At 53.5% G+C, this 19168-nt stretch carries 23 protein-coding genes; 16 read left to right on the forward strand and 7 right to left on the reverse strand.

Annotated elements, in window-relative coordinates:
* Window positions 1–39: 39 nt before the first annotated feature.
* Window positions 40–519, reverse strand: a complete 480-nt coding sequence (locus IEX53_RS20820) for an ATP-dependent DNA ligase (RefSeq protein ID WP_188826109.1) — start codon at window positions 517–519, stop codon at window positions 40–42.
* A 169-nt stretch (window positions 520–688) separates the two neighbouring features.
* Between IEX53_RS20820 and IEX53_RS20825 the strand changes: the two genes are divergently transcribed.
* Entirely contained in the window at window positions 689–1054 is a 366-nt protein-coding gene (locus IEX53_RS20825; RefSeq protein WP_188826110.1) for a hypothetical protein, read from the forward strand.
* Between the two features lie 184 nt (window positions 1055–1238).
* Entirely contained in the window at window positions 1239–1526 is a 288-nt protein-coding gene (locus tag IEX53_RS20830) for a hypothetical protein (protein ID WP_188826111.1), read from the forward strand.
* Between the two features lie 156 nt (window positions 1527–1682).
* Here IEX53_RS20830 and IEX53_RS20835 read toward each other — a convergent pair whose 3' ends face one another.
* The gene (locus IEX53_RS20835) at window positions 1683–1934 is read right to left on the reverse strand and encodes a hypothetical protein (RefSeq protein ID WP_188826112.1); all 252 of its coding nucleotides are present in this window, start codon (window positions 1932–1934) and stop codon (window positions 1683–1685) included.
* 397 nt (window positions 1935–2331) lie between these two features.
* Here IEX53_RS20835 and IEX53_RS20840 point away from each other — a divergent pair, with 397 nt between their 5' ends.
* A complete protein-coding gene (locus tag IEX53_RS20840; protein WP_188826113.1) occupies window positions 2332–2601 on the forward strand; it encodes a hypothetical protein in 270 nt (89 codons plus the stop codon).
* Window positions 2602–2827: 226 nt separating this feature from the next.
* Window positions 2828–3256, forward strand: a complete 429-nt coding sequence (locus IEX53_RS20845) for a hypothetical protein (protein ID WP_188826114.1) — start codon at window positions 2828–2830, stop codon at window positions 3254–3256.
* Between the two features lie 78 nt (window positions 3257–3334).
* Here IEX53_RS20845 and IEX53_RS20850 read toward each other — a convergent pair whose 3' ends face one another.
* From IEX53_RS20850 to IEX53_RS20870, 5 genes are all read right to left on the reverse strand, one after another.
* Window positions 3335–3661: a single-stranded DNA-binding protein gene (locus tag IEX53_RS20850; protein WP_210311678.1), complete on the reverse strand. Its 327-nt coding sequence runs from the start codon at window positions 3659–3661 to the stop codon at window positions 3335–3337.
* 9 nt (window positions 3662–3670) lie between these two features.
* Window positions 3671–4180, reverse strand: coding sequence for a hypothetical protein (locus tag IEX53_RS20855; RefSeq protein ID WP_188826115.1), 510 nt, complete (start codon window positions 4178–4180; stop codon window positions 3671–3673).
* Window positions 4181–4255: 75 nt separating this feature from the next.
* Entirely contained in the window at window positions 4256–4567 is a 312-nt protein-coding gene (locus IEX53_RS20860; RefSeq protein ID WP_188826116.1) for a hypothetical protein, read from the reverse strand.
* Window positions 4564–5118: a thermonuclease family protein gene (locus IEX53_RS20865; protein ID WP_188826117.1), complete on the reverse strand. Its 555-nt coding sequence runs from the start codon at window positions 5116–5118 to the stop codon at window positions 4564–4566. The genes IEX53_RS20860 and IEX53_RS20865 overlap by 4 nt, the downstream gene beginning before the upstream one ends.
* A complete protein-coding gene (locus tag IEX53_RS20870) occupies window positions 5115–5741 on the reverse strand; it encodes a hypothetical protein (RefSeq protein ID WP_188826118.1) in 627 nt (208 codons plus the stop codon). Before IEX53_RS20870 ends, IEX53_RS20865 begins: the two co-directional genes overlap by 4 nt.
* An 81-nt stretch (window positions 5742–5822) precedes the next feature.
* On the opposite strand from IEX53_RS20870, the gene IEX53_RS20875 reads away from it, so the two are divergent.
* The 12 genes from IEX53_RS20875 to IEX53_RS20930 all read left to right on the forward strand — a co-directional run bounded on the left by IEX53_RS20875 (window position 5823) and on the right by IEX53_RS20930 (window position 19142).
* A complete protein-coding gene (locus tag IEX53_RS20875) occupies window positions 5823–6695 on the forward strand; it encodes a lytic transglycosylase domain-containing protein (protein ID WP_188826119.1) in 873 nt (290 codons plus the stop codon).
* A gap of 12 nt (window positions 6696–6707) precedes the next feature.
* On the forward strand, window positions 6708–7061 hold the full coding sequence (locus IEX53_RS20880; RefSeq protein ID WP_188826120.1) for a TrbC/VirB2 family protein: 354 nt from the start codon (window positions 6708–6710) through the stop codon (window positions 7059–7061).
* Window positions 7062–7064: 3 nt separating this feature from the next.
* On the forward strand, window positions 7065–7373 hold the full coding sequence (locus IEX53_RS20885; RefSeq protein ID WP_188826121.1) for a VirB3 family type IV secretion system protein: 309 nt from the start codon (window positions 7065–7067) through the stop codon (window positions 7371–7373).
* Between the two features lie 6 nt (window positions 7374–7379).
* The gene (locus tag IEX53_RS20890) at window positions 7380–9848 is read left to right on the forward strand and encodes a VirB4 family type IV secretion/conjugal transfer ATPase (RefSeq protein ID WP_188826122.1); all 2469 of its coding nucleotides are present in this window, start codon (window positions 7380–7382) and stop codon (window positions 9846–9848) included.
* Complete coding sequence (locus IEX53_RS20895; RefSeq protein WP_188826123.1) at window positions 9845–11056, forward strand: lytic transglycosylase domain-containing protein; 1212 nt, start codon at window positions 9845–9847, stop codon at window positions 11054–11056. Before IEX53_RS20890 ends, IEX53_RS20895 begins: the two co-directional genes overlap by 4 nt.
* A gap of 14 nt (window positions 11057–11070) precedes the next feature.
* Window positions 11071–11778 carry a type IV secretion system protein gene (locus IEX53_RS20900; RefSeq protein ID WP_188826124.1) on the forward strand — a complete coding sequence of 236 codons (708 nt, stop codon included), beginning with the start codon at window positions 11071–11073 and terminating at the stop codon, window positions 11776–11778.
* Between the two features lie 251 nt (window positions 11779–12029).
* Window positions 12030–13067 (forward strand): TrbL/VirB6 family protein, encoded by a 1038-nt coding sequence (locus tag IEX53_RS20905; protein WP_188826125.1) that lies wholly within the window; start codon window positions 12030–12032, stop codon window positions 13065–13067.
* Between the two features lie 12 nt (window positions 13068–13079).
* Window positions 13080–13823 carry a VirB8 family type IV secretion system protein gene (locus IEX53_RS20910; protein ID WP_236016302.1) on the forward strand — a complete coding sequence of 248 codons (744 nt, stop codon included), beginning with the start codon at window positions 13080–13082 and terminating at the stop codon, window positions 13821–13823.
* A complete protein-coding gene (virB9, locus tag IEX53_RS20915) occupies window positions 13820–14668 on the forward strand; it encodes a P-type conjugative transfer protein VirB9 (RefSeq protein WP_188826126.1) in 849 nt (282 codons plus the stop codon). The genes IEX53_RS20910 and virB9 overlap by 4 nt, the downstream gene beginning before the upstream one ends.
* Before the next feature lie 4 nt (window positions 14669–14672).
* On the forward strand, window positions 14673–16037 hold the full coding sequence (gene virB10 / locus IEX53_RS20920; protein ID WP_188826127.1) for a type IV secretion system protein VirB10: 1365 nt from the start codon (window positions 14673–14675) through the stop codon (window positions 16035–16037).
* Entirely contained in the window at window positions 16024–17097 is a 1074-nt protein-coding gene (gene virB11 / locus IEX53_RS20925; RefSeq protein WP_188826128.1) for a P-type DNA transfer ATPase VirB11, read from the forward strand. Before virB10 ends, virB11 begins: the two co-directional genes overlap by 14 nt.
* Complete coding sequence (locus IEX53_RS20930) at window positions 17097–19142, forward strand: type IV secretory system conjugative DNA transfer family protein (RefSeq protein ID WP_188826129.1); 2046 nt, start codon at window positions 17097–17099, stop codon at window positions 19140–19142. Before virB11 ends, IEX53_RS20930 begins: the two co-directional genes overlap by 1 nt.
* Window positions 19143–19168: the final 26 nt, after the last annotated feature.

A 19168-nucleotide genomic window follows, 5' to 3' on the forward strand; every position in this document is an offset into this window, starting at 1 on the left:
CTCACGTTAAGGTTAAACTCTTTCATACAGGCAGATTCACTACCTCTGAGCAGAGCGGCTCTTGTTCCATTGTTCCTTGCGCTCGCGCTCGCTGTACAAGACAAGCGTGCTATGCGGGTTGAGCAAGTGCCGCAGCAGTTCCTTGCGCGTCTCTATCGGTTCATTGCGCAAATCCACGCCATTCAGTTCGACGAGATCAAACGCATAGAGTTGCACCGGATGTTTACGTGATCTGAGCTGTGCGAATGATGGCACGCCGCGCTCGTCGGAGGACACTATCTCGCCGTCGATTACGCAGGATGTGCAATTAAATGCGGCAACCTCAGATGCGACCGCAGGAAACCGATCCGTCCAGTCGAAACCGTTCTTTGTGATGAGCCTGACGTGCCTATCCCGGCGCTCGGCCATCAATCGATAGCCGTCATATTTGATCTCATGCAGCCAGCCGGAACCCGCCGGCGGCTTGCGGGCAGGCCGCGGAAGACATGGAGCGATGAAACGAGGTACACGCGCTTTCATTCGGTTAATATAGTGACTCTCAGTAAATGTTTCCCGCCATCAAGAGATGGAATTGACCAGAGAAGTAACTGGCGGATTTTTACCGTAACAGGCTGAAATATTTCTCTTGGATTCACGAACAGGCCGTGCAACTTTAGCAATGTCATTAGTAACGAGTGGGGGTTATGCCATGCACAAGGCTCAACAGAATGCAGTAGATAATATGTTGCCCAAAATGCGAAAGGTGGGCCGTGAAATTCAAGAGTGGCGTAGGATTTGTGATATAATCACCGACGAACGGCGCGAATTTTATCAAGCCCTACCGGATTCCTTTAAAACTGCTGAAACTGGAGCGGAAATCCAGTGGCAAATGACCGTCCTGGCCGAGGCGATGCGCGGACTTGATATCGCGATTGATAGCCTAGGTTGGATTGAAACCCGCACTGAACCGAATGCCATCGATCTGGAGCGTGTTCGCCGGATGCGCAATGCGGTTGCCCCCAATGTATTTTTCATCAATCCCCGCCTGTCCAGCCGTCAGGGTAATCGCCTATGACGGCAATCGGCGTACCTTTAGGTTTCGTCGTCTTCCTTGCCTTCGGTTTCGGTCTGCTCTCCGGCCTCGGTGTCGGGGTGTTGGCTGCCATCATGATGCCTGGGGGACTATTATCACGGTCATCATCGGGGGTGGAATGATGCCATTACGTCTATTGCGCTCGATCAGGCGAGGGGTGCGGGGGATGATGGGGCCGGCGTCGGTGCCCGAGTTTCGCCCGGACCTGCTCGGATCTCGGGACCAAGCCAAATTTATCGTGGTAGGGATCGATGAGTTTCACATTTTGGCCGATTGCTTCGATGCGTCCCAAAAAGAACTTGTCGGGCGGCAATGGTGTATAGGGGCCATCGAGCGGATCAGGGTCGGTATCCGGGTAGAGGATTCACTGCGCTTCCGGATCGGTACGAAATTTACCTTGCGAAGCTATCGCGACACGCCGCCAAGAACTCGTGTGATGGTGATCCAGTTTTAGCGGGTGGGGGAGGAGTTTTCTTGATCCAACATAAAGAACTCCTCCCTCACCCTTCCCCTACTGGTAAGAAATTATTAACACAAAACCGCAGCGAAAAATAGGGATGCTGTCATCCCTATTTCGCTGTCACAATTCCATAACATAGATTACGCAACTTTAACGAGCAACAGAATAATCATTAACATCAATGGTGGTATACCCCCTATTGGTGATGGTCAAGCTGTGATTGCTCTCCTGCGTAATCACGGGATTGGTTACTTCGATCAAACCATGATCCAATAGCCGGCGGACCCGGCGCCAAGGCAGCGCCAGTTCTTCGCCTCGTATAATCGTGGCAAGGTCTTCTAGCACCTGGCGCTTTTGCTCCTCAGTCAACGGAGCGAGTGAATACATATCCGGTCCCGACATGCTTTCTCCTTATGGCATCTCAATAGCGAAAATCGGTAAGTGGTATATCAGAATACCTGCCTGACGAAACCAAGTCAGAAGAGTTATTCGATTCAAGTTTTATCGTTGTTTTTTATCCCTTTTTTATTCGACGCAGATATTTCGACGCGCCCTGCAACCAGAAAGTACCAAGTACCCGGAAACCCACACGGAAAGGCTTAGGGCCAGCCCTCAGCGCGCTACAAGCAGATTAGCGATCGACCGTGGCTCCGCGCTGCGCTTGTGCGCCCGCACCACTCGCTCGCGAATCTGCTTTCCGCTTGCACACCCGGTCTTACTTGCGACGCGGCGGGAGCAGGAGCGGGGCTCCTGCCCGCAGGGCAAGAGCAGTGCCGCTTCACGAAGGTGGAGCCAAAACATGACAAACAGGCTTATAATGGATGAGAATGGCTTTTTTTACATGGTGATGGTGAGCGGAAATTCCGTGGCGTTCGCTCCATCCTATGATGTGGATCATGGCGAGGCGTTGATAGCGGACGCCGCCGAAGCGCGAGCTCGAGGAATGGTTGATCTGAAGGAAGCATTTAGCAGGCCGGGGCACACGAGGTTCCTTATGAACGCGGCTGATTTCGATACTTTCATGGTCGCGATCAAAGAGGGGAAGATCCGTTCGCACACCCGGCAATAACCGGGTTTGTGAATCGAGGTCCGATTTACAAGGAGGTGTAAATCGTCATATTGAAATCGGGTTCGCCAGCTGATTGCCCTCTCTGGCTGGACCACATGAGCCGTCCTGACGTTCCCCCTTTCCCCACCGAATGTTGGATCGTTGGTGACGGCTCACCCCCTCCCCTCTTCCTTTCGCATGTCTATGGGTATAGTTCGCCCCTGGTTCGATACAAAGGAGGACACTTGTGAATTTGCAGCCAACGATTATTGCCCTCGCTATCGGCCTGGTGGGCGGTTCAGGTGCAACATGGGTATTCACGAGCCCGCCAGTGGCGTTGCCCCAAAATGCCGAGGACGCGAAAGTCGCACACAAAATAGCGGCTCTAAGATCTGATCCGACGCTTACGCTTTGCTCCCCGTCCATGGGTAAACAGGAGCCAAATACGCCCGTTTTGCAGATCCCATCAGCTGACGAAGCGCAAGCAGCGTTTCATGTCGAGAAGGGCGCAACTTTTCCGAATGTCAGAATATCGCTTGGACAGTGCGACAAAGACACCGAAGGACCTGGCGTAGCCTGTGCAGTCGATATCGATTGGGGTGACGGGACGAAGGGAAGCGGCGTGGTCGGCTTTAGCAAATCACCAAGCGGCTGGAAGTCCACGCATTATTATTAATTGCAGAGACGCCGCGTATTCAAAAAAAAGCCGTAGCGGTTCGCCGCTACGGCATCGACGATGTAAGGGCCGGACGGTCTATTCCCCTTTTTTAGCAAGACGCGCGAAGTCCTTCGCGTGGAGATCCACGACATAGTGCTTCTCACCGTTGGCGTCTTGGTAGCTGCTTTCGCGCACTCGGCCTATTGCTCGAACAAGATCGCCTTTCTGGATGTGGCCGTCGATATATTCACGGTCGGCCTTGTCCCAGATATTGACGGTGTTGAAATGTGGATCATCCTCCCAATTGTTATTTTTCTTTGTTCGGAGATTTGCGGCAATGGTGACTTTCGTTACCTTTTCGAGCTTCGCAATATTGGCCACATTGCCAATTATGTGAAATTCGGCACAATTACGGATCGACACGGCTAATTCCTATGTGTTGAGATTAAACCAGAAACGCTTTTTCACGCCGTTGGCGTCGGGAATGTCAAAATACCAAGGATCGGCGCGGCGCGGCCGGGACATTTCCACTGACCGGATGCAATCTTCTTTGTCCCCTCGCCCGTAGCTTCTTGGGCGCCCGTTTTTGCAGGTGTTGATCGTTTTCACACACCTGTCCGGTCTGGAATATTGGTCGTCTCGGCCGTAGGAACTGTAGCCAATGCTATATCCAGCTGGGCAGTCGGCATATTCCTCTTTGCCGGGCTTGCCCGCTTTCCCTTCGCGGCAAATGGGCCACGAAAAGCCAGGAAGCTTCATGGCCGCGATGAGCTTTGTCATTGGGGGCACGCAATACGGAACGCTGTGCCAGGACGGATTACTCGATGCGGCACAAAGCAGTACCTGACAGCCCCACGATGCGTCTTGAGCTTTGGCGGGCGCGGCGCTGGCGGCGGCTGCGCCCGCAATGATCGCTCCTAAGATGAGAGCTTTTTTTCTCATAGAATGGCCTCTCCGGTTTGACGCCGGAGAGAATATACGCGAATGACAAATTCTCAAGTGAAATAGCTAATAAAGCTATGTGTCATCCTCGTCCTTTTGGACAAGTCCTTTCTTAAGAAGATGATAGGTCGTCTCGCGTAAGTTTTGAAAACCCTCTTGATCCCTGATTTGCTCGATGAAGGCATGAATGTCGGGGTCCAGCCAGAGAGTGACCGCTTTGCGCCCAAGTTCGGCCTGCTCCTCTCTGAATCGGCGCTGGAACTCAGCGGAAATTCGCCTCCGCTGTTCCCTGATAGTCTCTTTCTCTGGGAGCTTCTCTTTAGAACCGGATTTCTCAACTGACTTATTCATTTTTTTTCGCTTTGGTGGCGCTCGGCGCTTCGTCATTGTTCCCTAGGTTTGACCGCCTTCATAAGAATTGCTGTGGGATATGGAAAGTCCGGAAAGGCCCATAGTCCAGCCTTCTGATTCCTCGCCTGCTCTTCGGCTACAACATATTGCATTGAGGTCGGCGTACCATCCGGATTATAGGCAGAAAATGCGAAACCGCTCAGTATGAGCGCCGTTCCAAGATCGACTTGCTGCCCACCGACATTCGCCTTGCAAACGACGAGATATTGCTTTGGTTGCGTCGTTTCGGCAATGCCTTGGCATTGTGGGGCCGTGTTCTTCACGAGGCCGGCGAGATAGACCATCGAAATCTCGCCGCAATCCGTGGTCTTCTCGGCAGAAACTTTTACCTTTGTCCCGCGGATGCACGATTGGACGCCATATAGGCGGACAATCGTTCCACCTTGATTCCATGTGTCGCCAGAGAGAAACGTCACATTTGGCGGAACGGGGAAAATCGGATTGGAATTGGCTGCCTGACCATCTTCTGCGCTGGCAGCTCCGCAAGGCAGCATGACCGCTGCGAGGATAAAGGCTAGCTTCTTCATTGGTGAATTCCTAACGCCGCCGCAGCGGATGGATTCCAGAGCAGCGTCTGTTTTTCTCTTGCAAATTGCTCTGATGTTTCCAGATCGGGGCGCAATGGCCGCCCCTCTTTGTCGCGGGTCAACATCACCGCGCCAACTCGTAGAACTGCATCTTCGAGATTGTGAATAATCTCGGTATCGAGCACACGATAAAGAGTGAAGCACGTTGCGTCCTGCAGGGGCTTGTCGGCCTGTGACTCGAACACCCGGCACAACAGCATGGGGGAAAGGCTGAGCTCTGTGTTGATATATTGAGGGGCGGCCTGGTCACACGGTCCACTGTAGACGTAAACCGATATGTCCCTTTTCGATGGACAGGCGGAGAGGCCATAAAGATTGAGGTTCATGCCTTGCAACTGGATCGTCGCGCCAGCGCCGGCTTTGAACGGCTTTTGTGAACGAAATGTTCTTTGGCCGGTGACGCGGGTATACCCAGCATCGACATATTCAATCACAGCGACAAACGGCGCATCGCGTTTGAAACGCTCGAAATAGGCGTCGTCCGGCGGGATCATCGTTCCAGCGAGGGCGATTTTTGGAGCGAAAATTGCTCCCAAAATCATGGGAGAAAGGCGGTTTTTCATGGCTTCCCGTTATTACATCTTTACCATTGACGAGAACGTATAACAGCTTTACCGATAATAAACATATTCGGGAATTGAGCTATGGGTTTACCGCAAAAATCGTCGGTTTTGTGTTCAGGCGTTGCGGCCATATGCGTGCTCGTGGGCACGCAATTTTCGTATTCTCAGGAATCCAATCCCGTCGCGTCGGACAAAACAGATCGTCATCTAGGCAAAAATATGAAGAAGCCTGATGAGCGGATCGCGCTCTCCTATTCAGAGGGGGAGAAGCCAATACGGGCATTCGTCCTGGGTGAAGATGGCGTTGCCGTCAAGGCGAGCGAAGCCGCTCCGGTCGGTATTGTCGGAGCGCGGGAAACGACAGTTCAGCGCCCGGACTTGGATTCGAGGCAAAACAGCGTCGAGCGGTTGACGGCGGACGCAGTGGAGCAAATGGTGATCGCCGCTGCCAAGCGTGAGGGCGTCGATCCGAAATTTGCGGTCGCTATCGCCAAGATTGAATCCAGATTCAATCAGTTCGCGTATAGCGAAGATGGTGCGATTGGCGTCATGCAGTTGATGCCAGGGACCGCTTCGGCTCTCGGCGTGCAAAACCCGTGGGATGCGGTTCAGAACATTAATGGCGGGGTGCGCTATCTGAAAGAGCTGACCGCCGAATTTCGTCATCCCCTACTGGTAGCAGCAGCCTATCATTCCGGCCCCCAGGCAGTGCGGGACGCGCAAGGCATCCCGAAGGGTCCGCGAACGGCTGGCTATATGGTCGCTCTGCTGAATGACTTTTACGACATTTACGGATCTTCTGCCGTCGCCGTCAGTCCGGTGGCAACGACGAAGAACTCGCCATCTGAAAATCAGACGGCTGCAATCTCTGGAGACGATACAGCTCTGGAGGAAACCCCCGCTTCAAACAGTGTTGGCAAGTGGGACCACGGCTTTGTAATGCATCTAGACTAAGGAGTGAAAAGCATGGGATGGCTTACCGATCAGACGATCAAAGCCTATTCGTTCGCGAAGACGCGCGACAAGGAACAGGTTGCGAAGATGGCGGCGCTCGCTGTCGGCGCTGCCAGCATTGCGGTTATGTTCGCGGAGCCGGCGCTGGCTCAGACGCTTGAATCCCTCGACAACGCAGCAAGCACTGTCGATAGCTGGATTGGCGGCACATTCGCGAAAACCATTGCGGGTATCGCATTGGCAGGAACGGGCTTTGCCGCCATGTTCAACCGGATTTCATGGTTTTGGTTCTTCGGCGTCATCCTCGGTATTGCGATCATTTTTGGCCGCGCACAGATCGTCGATATGTTCGCCAGCGGAGCATAAAGCATGGCCGACGATCATTATACTCAGGATACCGAGTTGGAGTTTTACCCAATCGTCATCGGCCTGACACGGCCCGCGACGTTCAAGGGGGTTCCGCTTCAATTTGCGGCCTTCTGCGCAATGATCGTCGGTATCGTGTTCATCTTCTCCGAAGATTTGCGCACGCTTCTGATGTATCCTGTGCTTCATGCAATCGGATATGCCTTGCAGGTCTGGGACCATCGGTTCATCGATATATGCTTTCTCAAAATGAGAAAGGGATGGTTCGTAAAGAACTTCAGTTTCTGGGGCGGAAATTCATACTTACCGTAGGACGCGATGTTGTTTAATCGGCTAGCTCTCGACCTTGAATATTCTGGTGTCGCTCGACGGGAAGCGCCTTCGGCGCGTCATATCCCGTTCATCCGGCATGTCACCGATCACATTGTTAAAACCAAACACGACCAATACATTGGCGTGATCCGGATGAACGGCTTTTCGTTTCAGACGGCGGACAATCGGACACTGAACACGCTGCTTGAGCAGCGGAACACCTTCATCCGGTCGCTGAACAGCAGCCGGTGGGCGATTTATTCCCACATTATTCGCAAGCGCATCAAGCCGGATCTTCTGGGTGAGTTTCAGTCGGATTTCGCGAAATATGTGAATGATCGATACATGGCATCGCTCAAAGAGCGGTCCATGTTCACCAATGAGCTTTACCTGACGATCGTGCGCAAGCCCGCTATTGGCAAGATGGGGGCAATCGAAAGTTTCACCAATCTTCTTCGCGGCGCGACAACGGACGTTTCAGCCGAGCTGGAAAGCGAGCGCATCTCTGACCTTAAGGAGGTCTTAGGGCGCTTCACTGAGCAATTTGCCCCATACAGGCCGCAGATTCTGAGTGTTTGCGAGCGCAATGGGGCGTTCTATTCGGAACCTTGTGAATTCCTTTCCCAACTGGTGAATGGGCCGCACGATCATCAACTTCGCCTTCCCCGAATGAGCTTGGATGGCTATCTGCCAACACATCGCCCGCTGTTTCAGAAGCGGGCTTTTGCGCTGCAAGGCCGGAGCATCAATGATAGTTGGTTCGGTGCGATGCTGTCGATCAAGGAATACCCGACCGGCGTAGCGGCGGGTATGCTGGACCGGCTATTGAAGCTCAATCGCGAATTCATCCTGACGCAATCGTTCTCGGTGTTCGAGCGGGACGAGGCGCGCGCTAAAATCGAGAAGCAAAGCGGCCAGCTCGCCGCCGGCGACGATGGCGAGAGCGCGCTCGTTGACGATGTGGCGAACGCCAAAGACCGCCTCATGAGCGGCATCGCAACCTATGGCGACCATCACTTGACGGTCTGCTGTCTGTCCCGTGATCTGTCAGGGCTCGAACGTGGCGTTGATGAAGTGATGACCGGGCTTTCAGAGGTCGGCATCGTTCCCGTCCGCGAGGACGTGAATATGGAGAATTGCTATTGGGCGCAACTTCCAGGCAATAATAGCTATATCGCACGAAATGCGATGATTAGCTCGCTGGAGGTCATGGGCTTTTCCTCATTTCACAATTATCCGAATGGTGAACGCAAAGGGCCGCGCTGGAACACGCCGGTTTCCCTCCTCGAGACGACTTCCCTCACACCATATTTCTTCAACTTCCATGAAAAGGGCGGCGACCGGCCGCCCGGTAATTTTTTCATCATCGGCCCAACTGGAACCGGCAAGACCGTGTTGCAAGGCTTTGTGATTTCTCAATTAGAACGGATCAGCCCCTCCCCTAACCTCGTATTCTTTGACAAGGACCGGGGCGGCGAAATCATGATCCGCGCCTTGGGCGGGTATTATGAAACATTGAAAATGGGGCAGCCCACGGGCTTCAATCCTTTTCAATTGGACAATACGCCGCAAAATCGGGAATTCCTCTTTAAACTCGTCGAATATCTTTGCCTCGATCAGGGGCAGGAGAGGCTTGCATCAGTGGAAGCGGATATTGTTCGCGATTCCATTGCCAAGATTATGACCTATCAGCGCGAGCATCGGACTTGTGAAAATTTCCATGAACTGCTGCAAGGCCATCAGATCAAGCAGTCGGGCGATCTGGCTTCTCGCTTTGATGAATGGGTAGATCATGAGCGCAGGGGCTGGTTGTTCAACAATCCGATGGATAGCTTTACCGTAAATCCGCGCGTGATCGGTTTCGATATGACGGAAGTGCTGGATGCTGGGCGCATCCGCACGGCCTCTTTGATGTATATCTTCCATCGCTGTGAACAGAAGCTACGGGAAGATGGACCGCCAACGGCATTTTTCATTGACGAGGGCTGGAAATATCTTCGCGATGAGTATTTCCCGCAATTCCTGCTCGACAAATTGAAGACGATCCGAAAGCTCAACGGGATCATCGGCATTGGCACACAATCAGGCCAGGACATAATCAAGAGCAATGAAGCCGATGAACTGATCCAGCAGACGCAAACGAAAATTTTCTTTCCGAACCCCGACGCTGACGAACGTGTCCATCGGACGCGGTTTAAGCTGACGGCTCGCGAATATGAATGGATTCTCAAGACGCCAAAGAATGAGCGCGCCTTCCTGATCAAGCACGGCCTGGATTCGGTTGTCGCCCGTCTAAATCTCAAGGGTATGCCGGAAGTCCTGAAGGTTCTCTCGGCAGATAAGGATAGCTTGGCCGAAATGGACAGGCTGCGCGACGAATTCCAAGATGATGTTTCTCAATGGCTTCCGATCCTGATGTTTGGCCGCGAGAATTTGGCGAGCGAGCAAGGTCGGCTGAAGGAGGATGACACATGAAGAAGGCTGCCTTTGTGATTGCGGCTTTTGCATCGTCGCACCTGAGCGCCGCCGCTCAGGTGCCGACTACGGATGCTGCGGTCGAAAAGGAAGTGACGGGCGAAAAGAACCATTGGCTCAAGAGTGTCGAAATCAAGAAAGGGCAATCTGAGAGCACGAAGGGCGTTGCCTGTGCCTGGGGTTTAAGCCCAAAAGATGCATTGGCAAAACGCGCTGATGTGGCGGCGAAGATCGCCAACACCTGCTCGAGCGTCGGTGTCGATCCCGCCTTGGGCATGTCAATTGCTTATCAGGAAAGCCGATTCAACCAGAATTGCGTGGCGCCGACGACTCCGCATTCAGGCGGGGAGCGGGCAGAAGGCGTTATGCAAGTTCTTCCGCGAACCGGGCAGCGTATGTTCACAAAGGCTGGTCTTGGAACATACAACGGCAAGAACGAGGATCAGAATATTCTAGCCGGATGCCTTTATCTCAAGGAAGGCTCGCAGATTGCCGGCGGCAGCAATTATCACATCGCGGGCGGCTATCATTCTGGCTACGACCACAAGGTATGGCGTGAACAGACGGCCATTCCTGGCTCATGGCCAAAAACGCTCGATTACGCCAACAAGGTATCTAATCGCTGGTATCCGATTTTCAGTAAATCCCTGGGCGGCTATCAGGGAGGCCGCTTCAGCATGGACGAGCTCAATGTGAACACTGTTGGCGCGGGCCAGGCAGGGATTACCCAAATCCAGCAGAATACAGCGACGATGACGCAGCGCATTGCAGAGCAAGCGGCCGCGGTCGGCACGACTGAAACTGATATTCAGTCGTGGGACCGGAATTCTCAGGCGCGCTTGCTGGTAGCTCAAAACTGGAACGGGCTGAATGAGGCGTTGGCGCTTTTCATGCTGTACAAGCAGGTGGCTCTTATGAGCGACTTGACCGACGATTCCGAAACGTCAGCGCTGACAAATTCTGTGAAAAAGCCCCGTCGTCGGAAAGACGATGTGAAGGCCGTCTATGATCAGCTCGAGCGCCGGTGGAAAATCCTCGGCGCTGACGGAACTTGGCGATATGTTGACGAACAGACAGGCGAGACCGTGAAAATGGTCCCAACAGGCGGAAATCCGGCTGATCAAGGCAATGATCTATCCAATGAAGCGATAACCGAACGGTTGCGCCAGATGAAGGATGAGGCCGCTGCGCGGGCCTCGAAGCAGTGAGGAAGGAACGCGAAATGAGGAACTTGAAAAAAAGTGCTTTGAGTGTTGCGGTCCTTGCCATCTCGGCGGTGCCGGGTGTGGCCCAGGTCCCAACCTACGACTCGGCGGTTCATAAGGAAACGATCCAAACCACCAAGAATACACAAACGATTCTGGAATCGAACGATCTTATCAAGCAGCAGACCAAGAGCATCCTCGAGGCCGTCACGGGCAACCGCCAGGACGGTTCGAGCTTCGCCAATGCCGCGCTTGGCGGCGGTTTTAGCTTCGGGCAAGCCCCGACATTTTCTGACGTGCTCGCTGGCGGCTCGATGAATTGGGGAAATCTTGGCGGCGATTTTCAAAAGCTCGCCTCGACGTTGATCAACGGCATGAAACTTGTGAAATCGCTTTCGGGCAAAGAGGGCATGGCGAAGAGTTCATCGAACCAGGCCGGATATGAAAGCGCGCTGAACATGGCGACGTCACTTGCCGGTATTGTCTCCGGATCACAAGCGGCTGTGGCGAACAGAACATCGCAGTTCCAGAACGCGGGCGGCCAGATCGGGCAGTCGAAAGACATTAAGGGCTCGATCGACATGAATACGCAGATGCAGCTGCAAACCGCGCAAACGACAAATGAAGCCATCGGCGCGGTCACGGCGCTGGGCGCTGCTGAACAGAGCAAACTTATGAAGCAGCTTGCTGAGGAAAGCGGGACCGCTGACCTTCTGAATTACTGACGAGGTGGGAAAATTATGAAAGTGGGGAATATCGGGTTGCTGGTCGCTGTAATGACAGCGCTCTCGGCTTGCGGACATAGGGAGCTGAAGGCTCCTTGTTCAAGCAGTGACGTTCCGCGGAACGTGACGCAATTTTTCGAGGGTCAGACTTCGCATCCGACGCCATTTGACGCGCTCGGCTTGGATGAACGCGATTGCGGCCCTCTTCGCCCATTGAACAGAGAGCCGGCACCGGCTGGGGAGTAATCGGCGTGGGCGACTTCATAACTGAGATCATGAATAAGGTCGATACGGTAGGCTCCACTTATGTCCAGTCGGCCTATAGCTCGCTGTCGGCGCCAGTCATTGCATCCCTGAAAATCTTTTTTGCGATTTCCGTCGCTTACTACGGCATTCGGGTGATGCTCGGCATGTCGAATGTAAGCCTTGGTGAGGTATTCAAGCGATTATCCGTCATTATGTTGATCATGGTGGGATTGTCGGCTTGGGCGAACTATCAGGTTTTCATTTACGATATCGTCATTGATGTGCCGGAATCGGTGGGGAATACCCTGTTCAAGGGTTTTGCCGCTGGCAACGTGTCAACGGGAGCGGAAAGCGCATTGCAGACCGCTTGGGACACCGGATGGGAAGCAGTTCGAGCGGCTTTCGCAAAGGGTGGTATCCGTTCGATGGGCGCATTTCTGGTTGCCGGGCTTTTGGCATTAGCAAATATCATCTTCGTAGTTTCAGGCTTTTTTGTCGTCGCGATGGCGAAAATGATCGCTTTCGTGCTTCTTGCACTCGGCCCAATCTTCATTGGTTTGGTTGCTTTCGAATGGTCGAGGAATTGGTTCTTTTCGTGGATTGGCGCTCTATTCACAACCATGTGTACCTTGATGATTGGATACGCAATTCTCGGCCTGGTGCTTGGTATCGGCTGGAACACAATCGAAAGCGTGAAGGTTGCAGCTGATGACCTGTCAATCATGCTACGGGATGCTGCGGAATATCTCTTCCTTTGCGTTCTGGGCGCGTTTGTTTTTCTTCAGGTGCCCACGCTCGCGTCGATGGTATCAGGTGGCATTTCTGCAAATGTTGGCCAATCCATGGGCGTATCATCCCTTAATTCGGCGCGGTCTGCTTTGGGTAAAATCGGATCGGCGAATCGTAATCGGATATGGGGAACCCATGCCCGCCAGCAGCGCATGGCAGATCAGCGCATGGCAAACGCAATTAGCGCCGGCATAGACGGTGCGAGAAGACGCGGTTCGGCAATCACCTCCGCGATCCAAAACAATAGAAATTAACAGGGGTCATTGATGTTCAGGAAAAAGAAAGTGGAGCCGCAAGGCCCCGCTGCGGGAAAAGAGTCTGACTCGATGGTAGAGCGGTCATACTACCAGCAGGGGGAGACGTGGGAAAAATCAGTTTATCGGAGCGCCGTGGCGAGTAGGCGCTTGGCATGGGCGGTTGCCGGATCTGCTGTGCTTATTGCGCTGGTGGAAGCAGTGGCGCTGGCATCCCTCATCCCATTGCAGACATACGAACCGTACCTGATCGTTCAGGACAAAACGACTGGTTATCTCGAAATCGCGCGAGCGCTAAAGCCGGGAGCTCTCGCGGATGACGCTGCGGTTACGCAGGCGAATATTGTGCGTTATATCCGGGCGCGCGAGACTTATGATTACAATGGTCTAGGCCGCGACTATCAGCTGACGCTCCTGCTTTCGACGGGCCGGGCTGCCAAGGATTACGAGGCTCTCTACAGCGAAGCAAATCCGCAAGCACCGCAAAAAATTCTCGGACGCTCGGCGCGCATAAACGTCAATGTGAAATCCGTGTCGTTGCTCAACGAAAGGACCGCAACCGTTCGGTTTTCGACTGAACGGATAGACGACACACAAAAAACCATCAGCCATTATGTGGCAACGGTGCGCTTCCGCTATTCAACCGCTCCTATGAAAAATGAACTGCGTTTTGATAATCCTCTAGGCTTTCAGGTATTTGAATATCGTCGGGATCAGGAGTCTGTGAACGACGCGCCGCGGACGGTTGGACCATGAAAAAATTCCGCATTCTTCTTCTCGCCGGCATTGCGGCGACGATGGCATTCACTCCCGCGATGGCAGAAAGAAAGCCCGCCGGCGGTCGCTATGACCCACGGATTCGCACTGTCGTTTACAAGGCCGATGATGTGGTAGGCATCACTGCCACCTATGGCATCTCCACCATGATTGTCTTTGGTGACAATGAGATGGTGGAAACAATCACGCTCGGAGATTCCGTTGCCTGGCAGGTGGTTCCGAATAGCAAGAAGAACATTATTTTCATCAAGCCGGTCGAGAAAAACGCGCGATCAAACATGAATGTCGTCACCAATCGACGCATTTATTCGTTTGACCTATCTTCGAATTCCTCCACCAGCAGGAGCGAGCAGACATTTAAAATCCGGTTCCTTTATCCAGAGGAGCAATATAACGCCAAGCTTCTGGCGGAAGCAAAGGCGGCGGTAGAAAGCCCGAACCTATCCAACCTCGATGTGGCGAACACCAACACCGATTATGCCTATAAAGGCGACGATGGGGCGAAGCCCGCCGCCGTGTTCGATGACGGCGTGAAGACCTTTTTCAAATTTACCGGCGATGTACCGGCAATCTACGCTGTTGATGGAGATCGGCGCGAGACGCTCGTAAATTTTCGTCGCGAAAAAGAGTTCATCGTCGTTGACCGTGTGAATTTCCAGTGGACCATGCGTAACGGCAATGTCGTGACGTGTGTTTTCAATCTGCGGGCTCCATCTGACAATCCGAAACCTTCCGTCGATGCTGTTGCTGCGCCGCGCAAAATCCAATCCGGATTGGGCGGACGGGCGCTTGCCAAGAGCGGTCCCGTAAATCCAGATAGGTGATAAGATGGCACTCAGCGAAGAAGAATATCGGCAAATCGCGGCAAGTAGCGATATAAGCGCTGAACGTCGGTCGCCAGGAGGCGGAGGCCGCAAGTCGGTTCCGATTCCGGTAATGGCTCTGGCGGCTATAGCCGGTATCGGCGGCATATGGTTCTTGACCAAGGACGATACTCCGCCTCGGCGTTTGACCGATCCGGACACGGAAGCCTTTAGCACCACCACTCCGATTCCGCCAACAGTGCCGCCGGCACAAGTGACAGAGTCACCCGCTTCGGATAACCGCGTTGTCATGGAGCCGGAAGCAAACGTTGCGCCTCCCCCACCTCTCGTTGCTCCAAGCGCGCCGGCAACTCCGCCTGTTCAAGAGGCGGTTGTAGCGCCGCCGCCAATGGAAGCGCCGGCGGCGCCGGCGCCGGTATCCGTCTCAGGGGAACCAGCTCAAGTTGATAATTCGAAAGAAGAGGAAGAGCGTTGGAAACGGTTACGTTCAGACCAACTCATCAACGTAGGGAGCACAGGTTCGAATGACGCGGGTGGAGATGGGCTTGGAGACGGAATTAATCCAGGTTCAGCCGTAACCGAAGATGTGAATTCCGAGGCTAACATGGCGTTCCTCGATAAGCAGGCTCGAAAAGGGGTCGCTGTCTCAGTTGCCGGCAAGATCGATAGAACAGATGCCTATATTGTCGAAGGTACGATGATCAAGGGTGTTCTTGAAACCGCCATTCAATCGGATCTACCTGGCTCAGTTCGAGCGGTGATTTCAGAAGATGTTTGGTCCTTTGACGGTCGCCGTATTCTGTTGCCTCGTGGCTCGAGGCTGATTGGAGAATATAGCTCTGCGATTCAGCAAGGACAGACGCGCGTTCTTATCGCTTGGAACCGGGTCGTTCGATCTGACGGCGTAAGTGTTCAGATCGGATCGATTGGAACGGATACGCTCGGTCGATCCGGAATGACTGGCAAGGTCGATCATCACGTCATTGAGCGATATGGTGGTGCTATGCTCCTGACGCTGATCGGCGGCGGTACGCAATTTCTCGCAACCCTCGGCCAGGAAGCGAGCCCGCCGTCGCAAACTATTTCGCGGATCGATCCCGTCACGGGCGAAACCATCACCACGACGATTGACGGCAACAACAGCAGGAATGAAGCGCGGGAAATCGCGGCCCGGACTATCAGCCAATCAGTTCAGGAAATGGCGAACGAAGCGCTCAAGAATTCCATGCAGATAAAGCCGACGATCTTCGTCAATCAGGGCGAACGGATCATGATCTTTGTGCGTCGCGATCTCGATTTCTCAGCGCTGTATGAAGATCCAGTTCGCGAGAAAATGCGGGAATTGGGAAACCAGCATGTCTATAAATGAAGATGCCGTTGAGACTTTAAAACAAACCTCATATGTGCTGGCTGACGCGCTTCAGCCCGTGGAAAAATGGCTGAATCAGCCTGATGTGGTTGAAATCTGCATCAATAAGCCGGGGGTAGTGTTCGTGGAGCGCATCGGCGGCGCAGGTATGGAAGAGCACAGCGTACCGGCACTATCTGAGAAGGAAGTGATGCACATTGCGCGACGGGTTGCGGCGGCTACGAAGCAAGCCGTCGCGGCCGAGAAGCCAATCCTTTCGGCAACATTGCCTGATGGTTCTCGCTTTCAGGCAATCTTACCGCCTGCAGCTCCGTATGGCGGATCGATCACGATCCGCAAGCAGGTCATTCAAGACATGAGCATGGCCGATTATGTGAATCGTGGCGCATTTTCTCGCACGGTTCGCCGCTATCAGAAGGTCAATATCGGATCGGAAAAAGCCTCTCTCCTGCCCGCTCACGAAAAGGAACTGATCGGCTACCTTCGTGAAGGGCTGTTTGCAGATTTCCTTGAGCTCGCCATCAAAAGCAAAATCTCGATTCTGCTATCTGGAGGGACCAGCACGGGCAAGACCACATTCTTGAACATGCTCTTGAAATCGGTCTCACCCAGGGAGCGGATACTGACCATTGAAGATGTGAGGGAATTGAAACCCCCGCAAAGCAATTGGGTGTCGCTCCTTGCTTCTAAGGGCGAGCAGGGCCAAGCGAAGGTGACGATACAGGATTTGCTTGAAGCATCGCTTCGGATGCGTCCTGACCGCATTTTCCTTGGCGAGCTCCGTGGCGAGGAGGCATTCACATTTCTTCGTGCTGTCAACACTGGCCACCCTGGCTCGATCAGCACGATTCACGCTGACTCCACTGAAATGGCATTTCACCAGCTCGTGCTTATGGCCCTCCAGGCCAATCTTGGCCTGCGTGCAGATGATATCATGGGATATGTGAAATCGGTGATACCGATCGTCATTCAGCTTTCCCGCTGGGAGGACGAGGAGACGGGTATAGATTTTCGCGGCGTGTCTGACATTTATTATCTAGCGGCGGAAAGGCTCTTGTGATGGTGAAGCCGGAAACAATTGTTGCCGGCGGCTTTATCGCAGCGGCAAGCGGGGTTGTTTGGAATGCGACCTATGCTGCCATCTATGATCTGCGCCGGATCGCTCAATACGGTATGGCTGCCACTCGGGATTCGTTGTTCGGAAGGATGGGCGATACGCCATGGGCGCCGATGATCGACGCCTGGCAGCATTGGCCGTCACTGCAAAATCTTTTCAGCCAAGGCACCTCCAATTTCTTCGTCACCACTGCGGCTGGCGCGACGGCCATAACGGCTGCTGCAGCGACTGGCACGGCTATCGCCCTGCTCAAAAAAAAATCCGAAGATCTCCACGGCAACGCAAGGTTCCTAGAGCGCCGAGAATTGAAGAAGAAAGGGCTGAAGGCCAAAGGAGGATTGCTTCTCGGACGAGCGGGCAACCAGCTCCTGAGAGACGAAGATCAATCACATGTCGCTGTGATAGGTCCGACGAATTCAGGAAAAACAGAATGTTTCGTCATCCCAAACCTCATTGAATGGGAGGGGACCTTCATTGCGCTGGACTTCAAAGGCACGCTATACGAGCGCACCGCGAAAATCCGGAAGCAGAAGGGTGATAAGGTATATCTTTTCGGACCCGGTTTCGAGAATTCCCACACCTATAATCCTCTGGATATGATCCGCGGCGGCATAGCCAGGATCACGGATATTCAGGCGTTAGCGAGCTTGCTTATCCCGGTGCTCGATCCGAAAAGCGCTCACTGGAATACCAGTGCTCAGATGCTTGTCGCTGGCATGATTTCCTACGTTTTGGAATCGAAGGAATGTGAAAATGCCCGCACGTTGGGGACGATTGTTCGCTTGTTCAGCGTGCGCGACAATTTCATTGATACGCTCAAGGCCATGCGCGACGAGGAAGGAATTAGCGATTATACGCGGGCGCGTTTGACTGAATTCATGGCGATCCCCAGCGAAGAGGCGGGTAGCATTCGATCAACGCTGAACACGCATCTTAAGCCTTGGCAGAATCCAGCGGTCGAAGCGCTGACGAAATCGGGCGACAATGCCATCAGGATTGAATCGCTGCGGCAAGAGCGCTCGGCCATCTACCTCGTGATCGATACGGGGCAAATCGAGATTTTCTCCCAACTGCTGAAACTCTTCCTCGAGCAGGTAAATTCCTTCGTCAATCGAGCCTATCGTCAGCCCGACGAAAATAAGATTCTTTTCATGATCGACGAGTTTTACCAGCTCGGCCGCATCAACAGTATTATCAAGCAGCTGCCGTTCGCCCGTGACCGAGACATTCGCATCTGTCTGGTGTCTCAAGGTGTCGCGCAGATCGATGAGCAATTCACGCGGTCCGGCCGAGAATCGATTTTGGGATCGTGCGCGCTTCAGCTTTTTTGCTCTTTCAATGACGAGCCCACGGTGGATCTCGTAACGAAGAAGACCGGATCGACCACTCAGGGGTATGAAACGACAAGCCGTCAGCTAAAACCATTCGGGGGCATTCCTCAAAAGACAGTGGCAGAACATTCGATGGCGCGGCCTTTGTTCCGTCCGAATGAACTTTATGCCTGGAACAGAAACCATCTGCTCATCCTGAAGACCAATGCCGCTCCGTTCATTTGCGACAAGATTCTTGCAGACCGAACAAAGAAATATATCAAGATGAAGAATGGCGCCCTCGGCGTGACTCTTCAGATCCCGCCATTAGAAGCACTGGCGCCGTTCATGCCTTCCTGGGCGCGGCGCTCATCGGAAAAGCCGCTGCCGAAGGAGAAAGCAGTACTCCCAACGAGCGATGAAAGCGGCGACAAGTCAGCGCAAAAAGAATATGCGGCAAAGGCGGCATTTCTTGACAGCGGTGAGGCGGATACCGTCGATTATGAAGCGCTGTACGGAAAGCTCAATGCGCTTGTGGGGGATGCCGGATATTTCGAAACCGCGGTCGAAGCGAGCGATCTTATTGAAGACAAAGAATACACGCTATCGCTTATCCAAGAGCTCAAGGATGAGCATGAGGCGATTGTGAATTTGGTTGCGAATGAGGCAGGTGCTTAATAGCAACGCCAGTCCCACGGAGTAGG

It is taken from the genome of Paramesorhizobium endophyticum (genome assembly GCF_014640615.1).
Taxonomy (GTDB): domain Bacteria; phylum Pseudomonadota; class Alphaproteobacteria; order Rhizobiales; family Rhizobiaceae; genus Paramesorhizobium; species Paramesorhizobium endophyticum.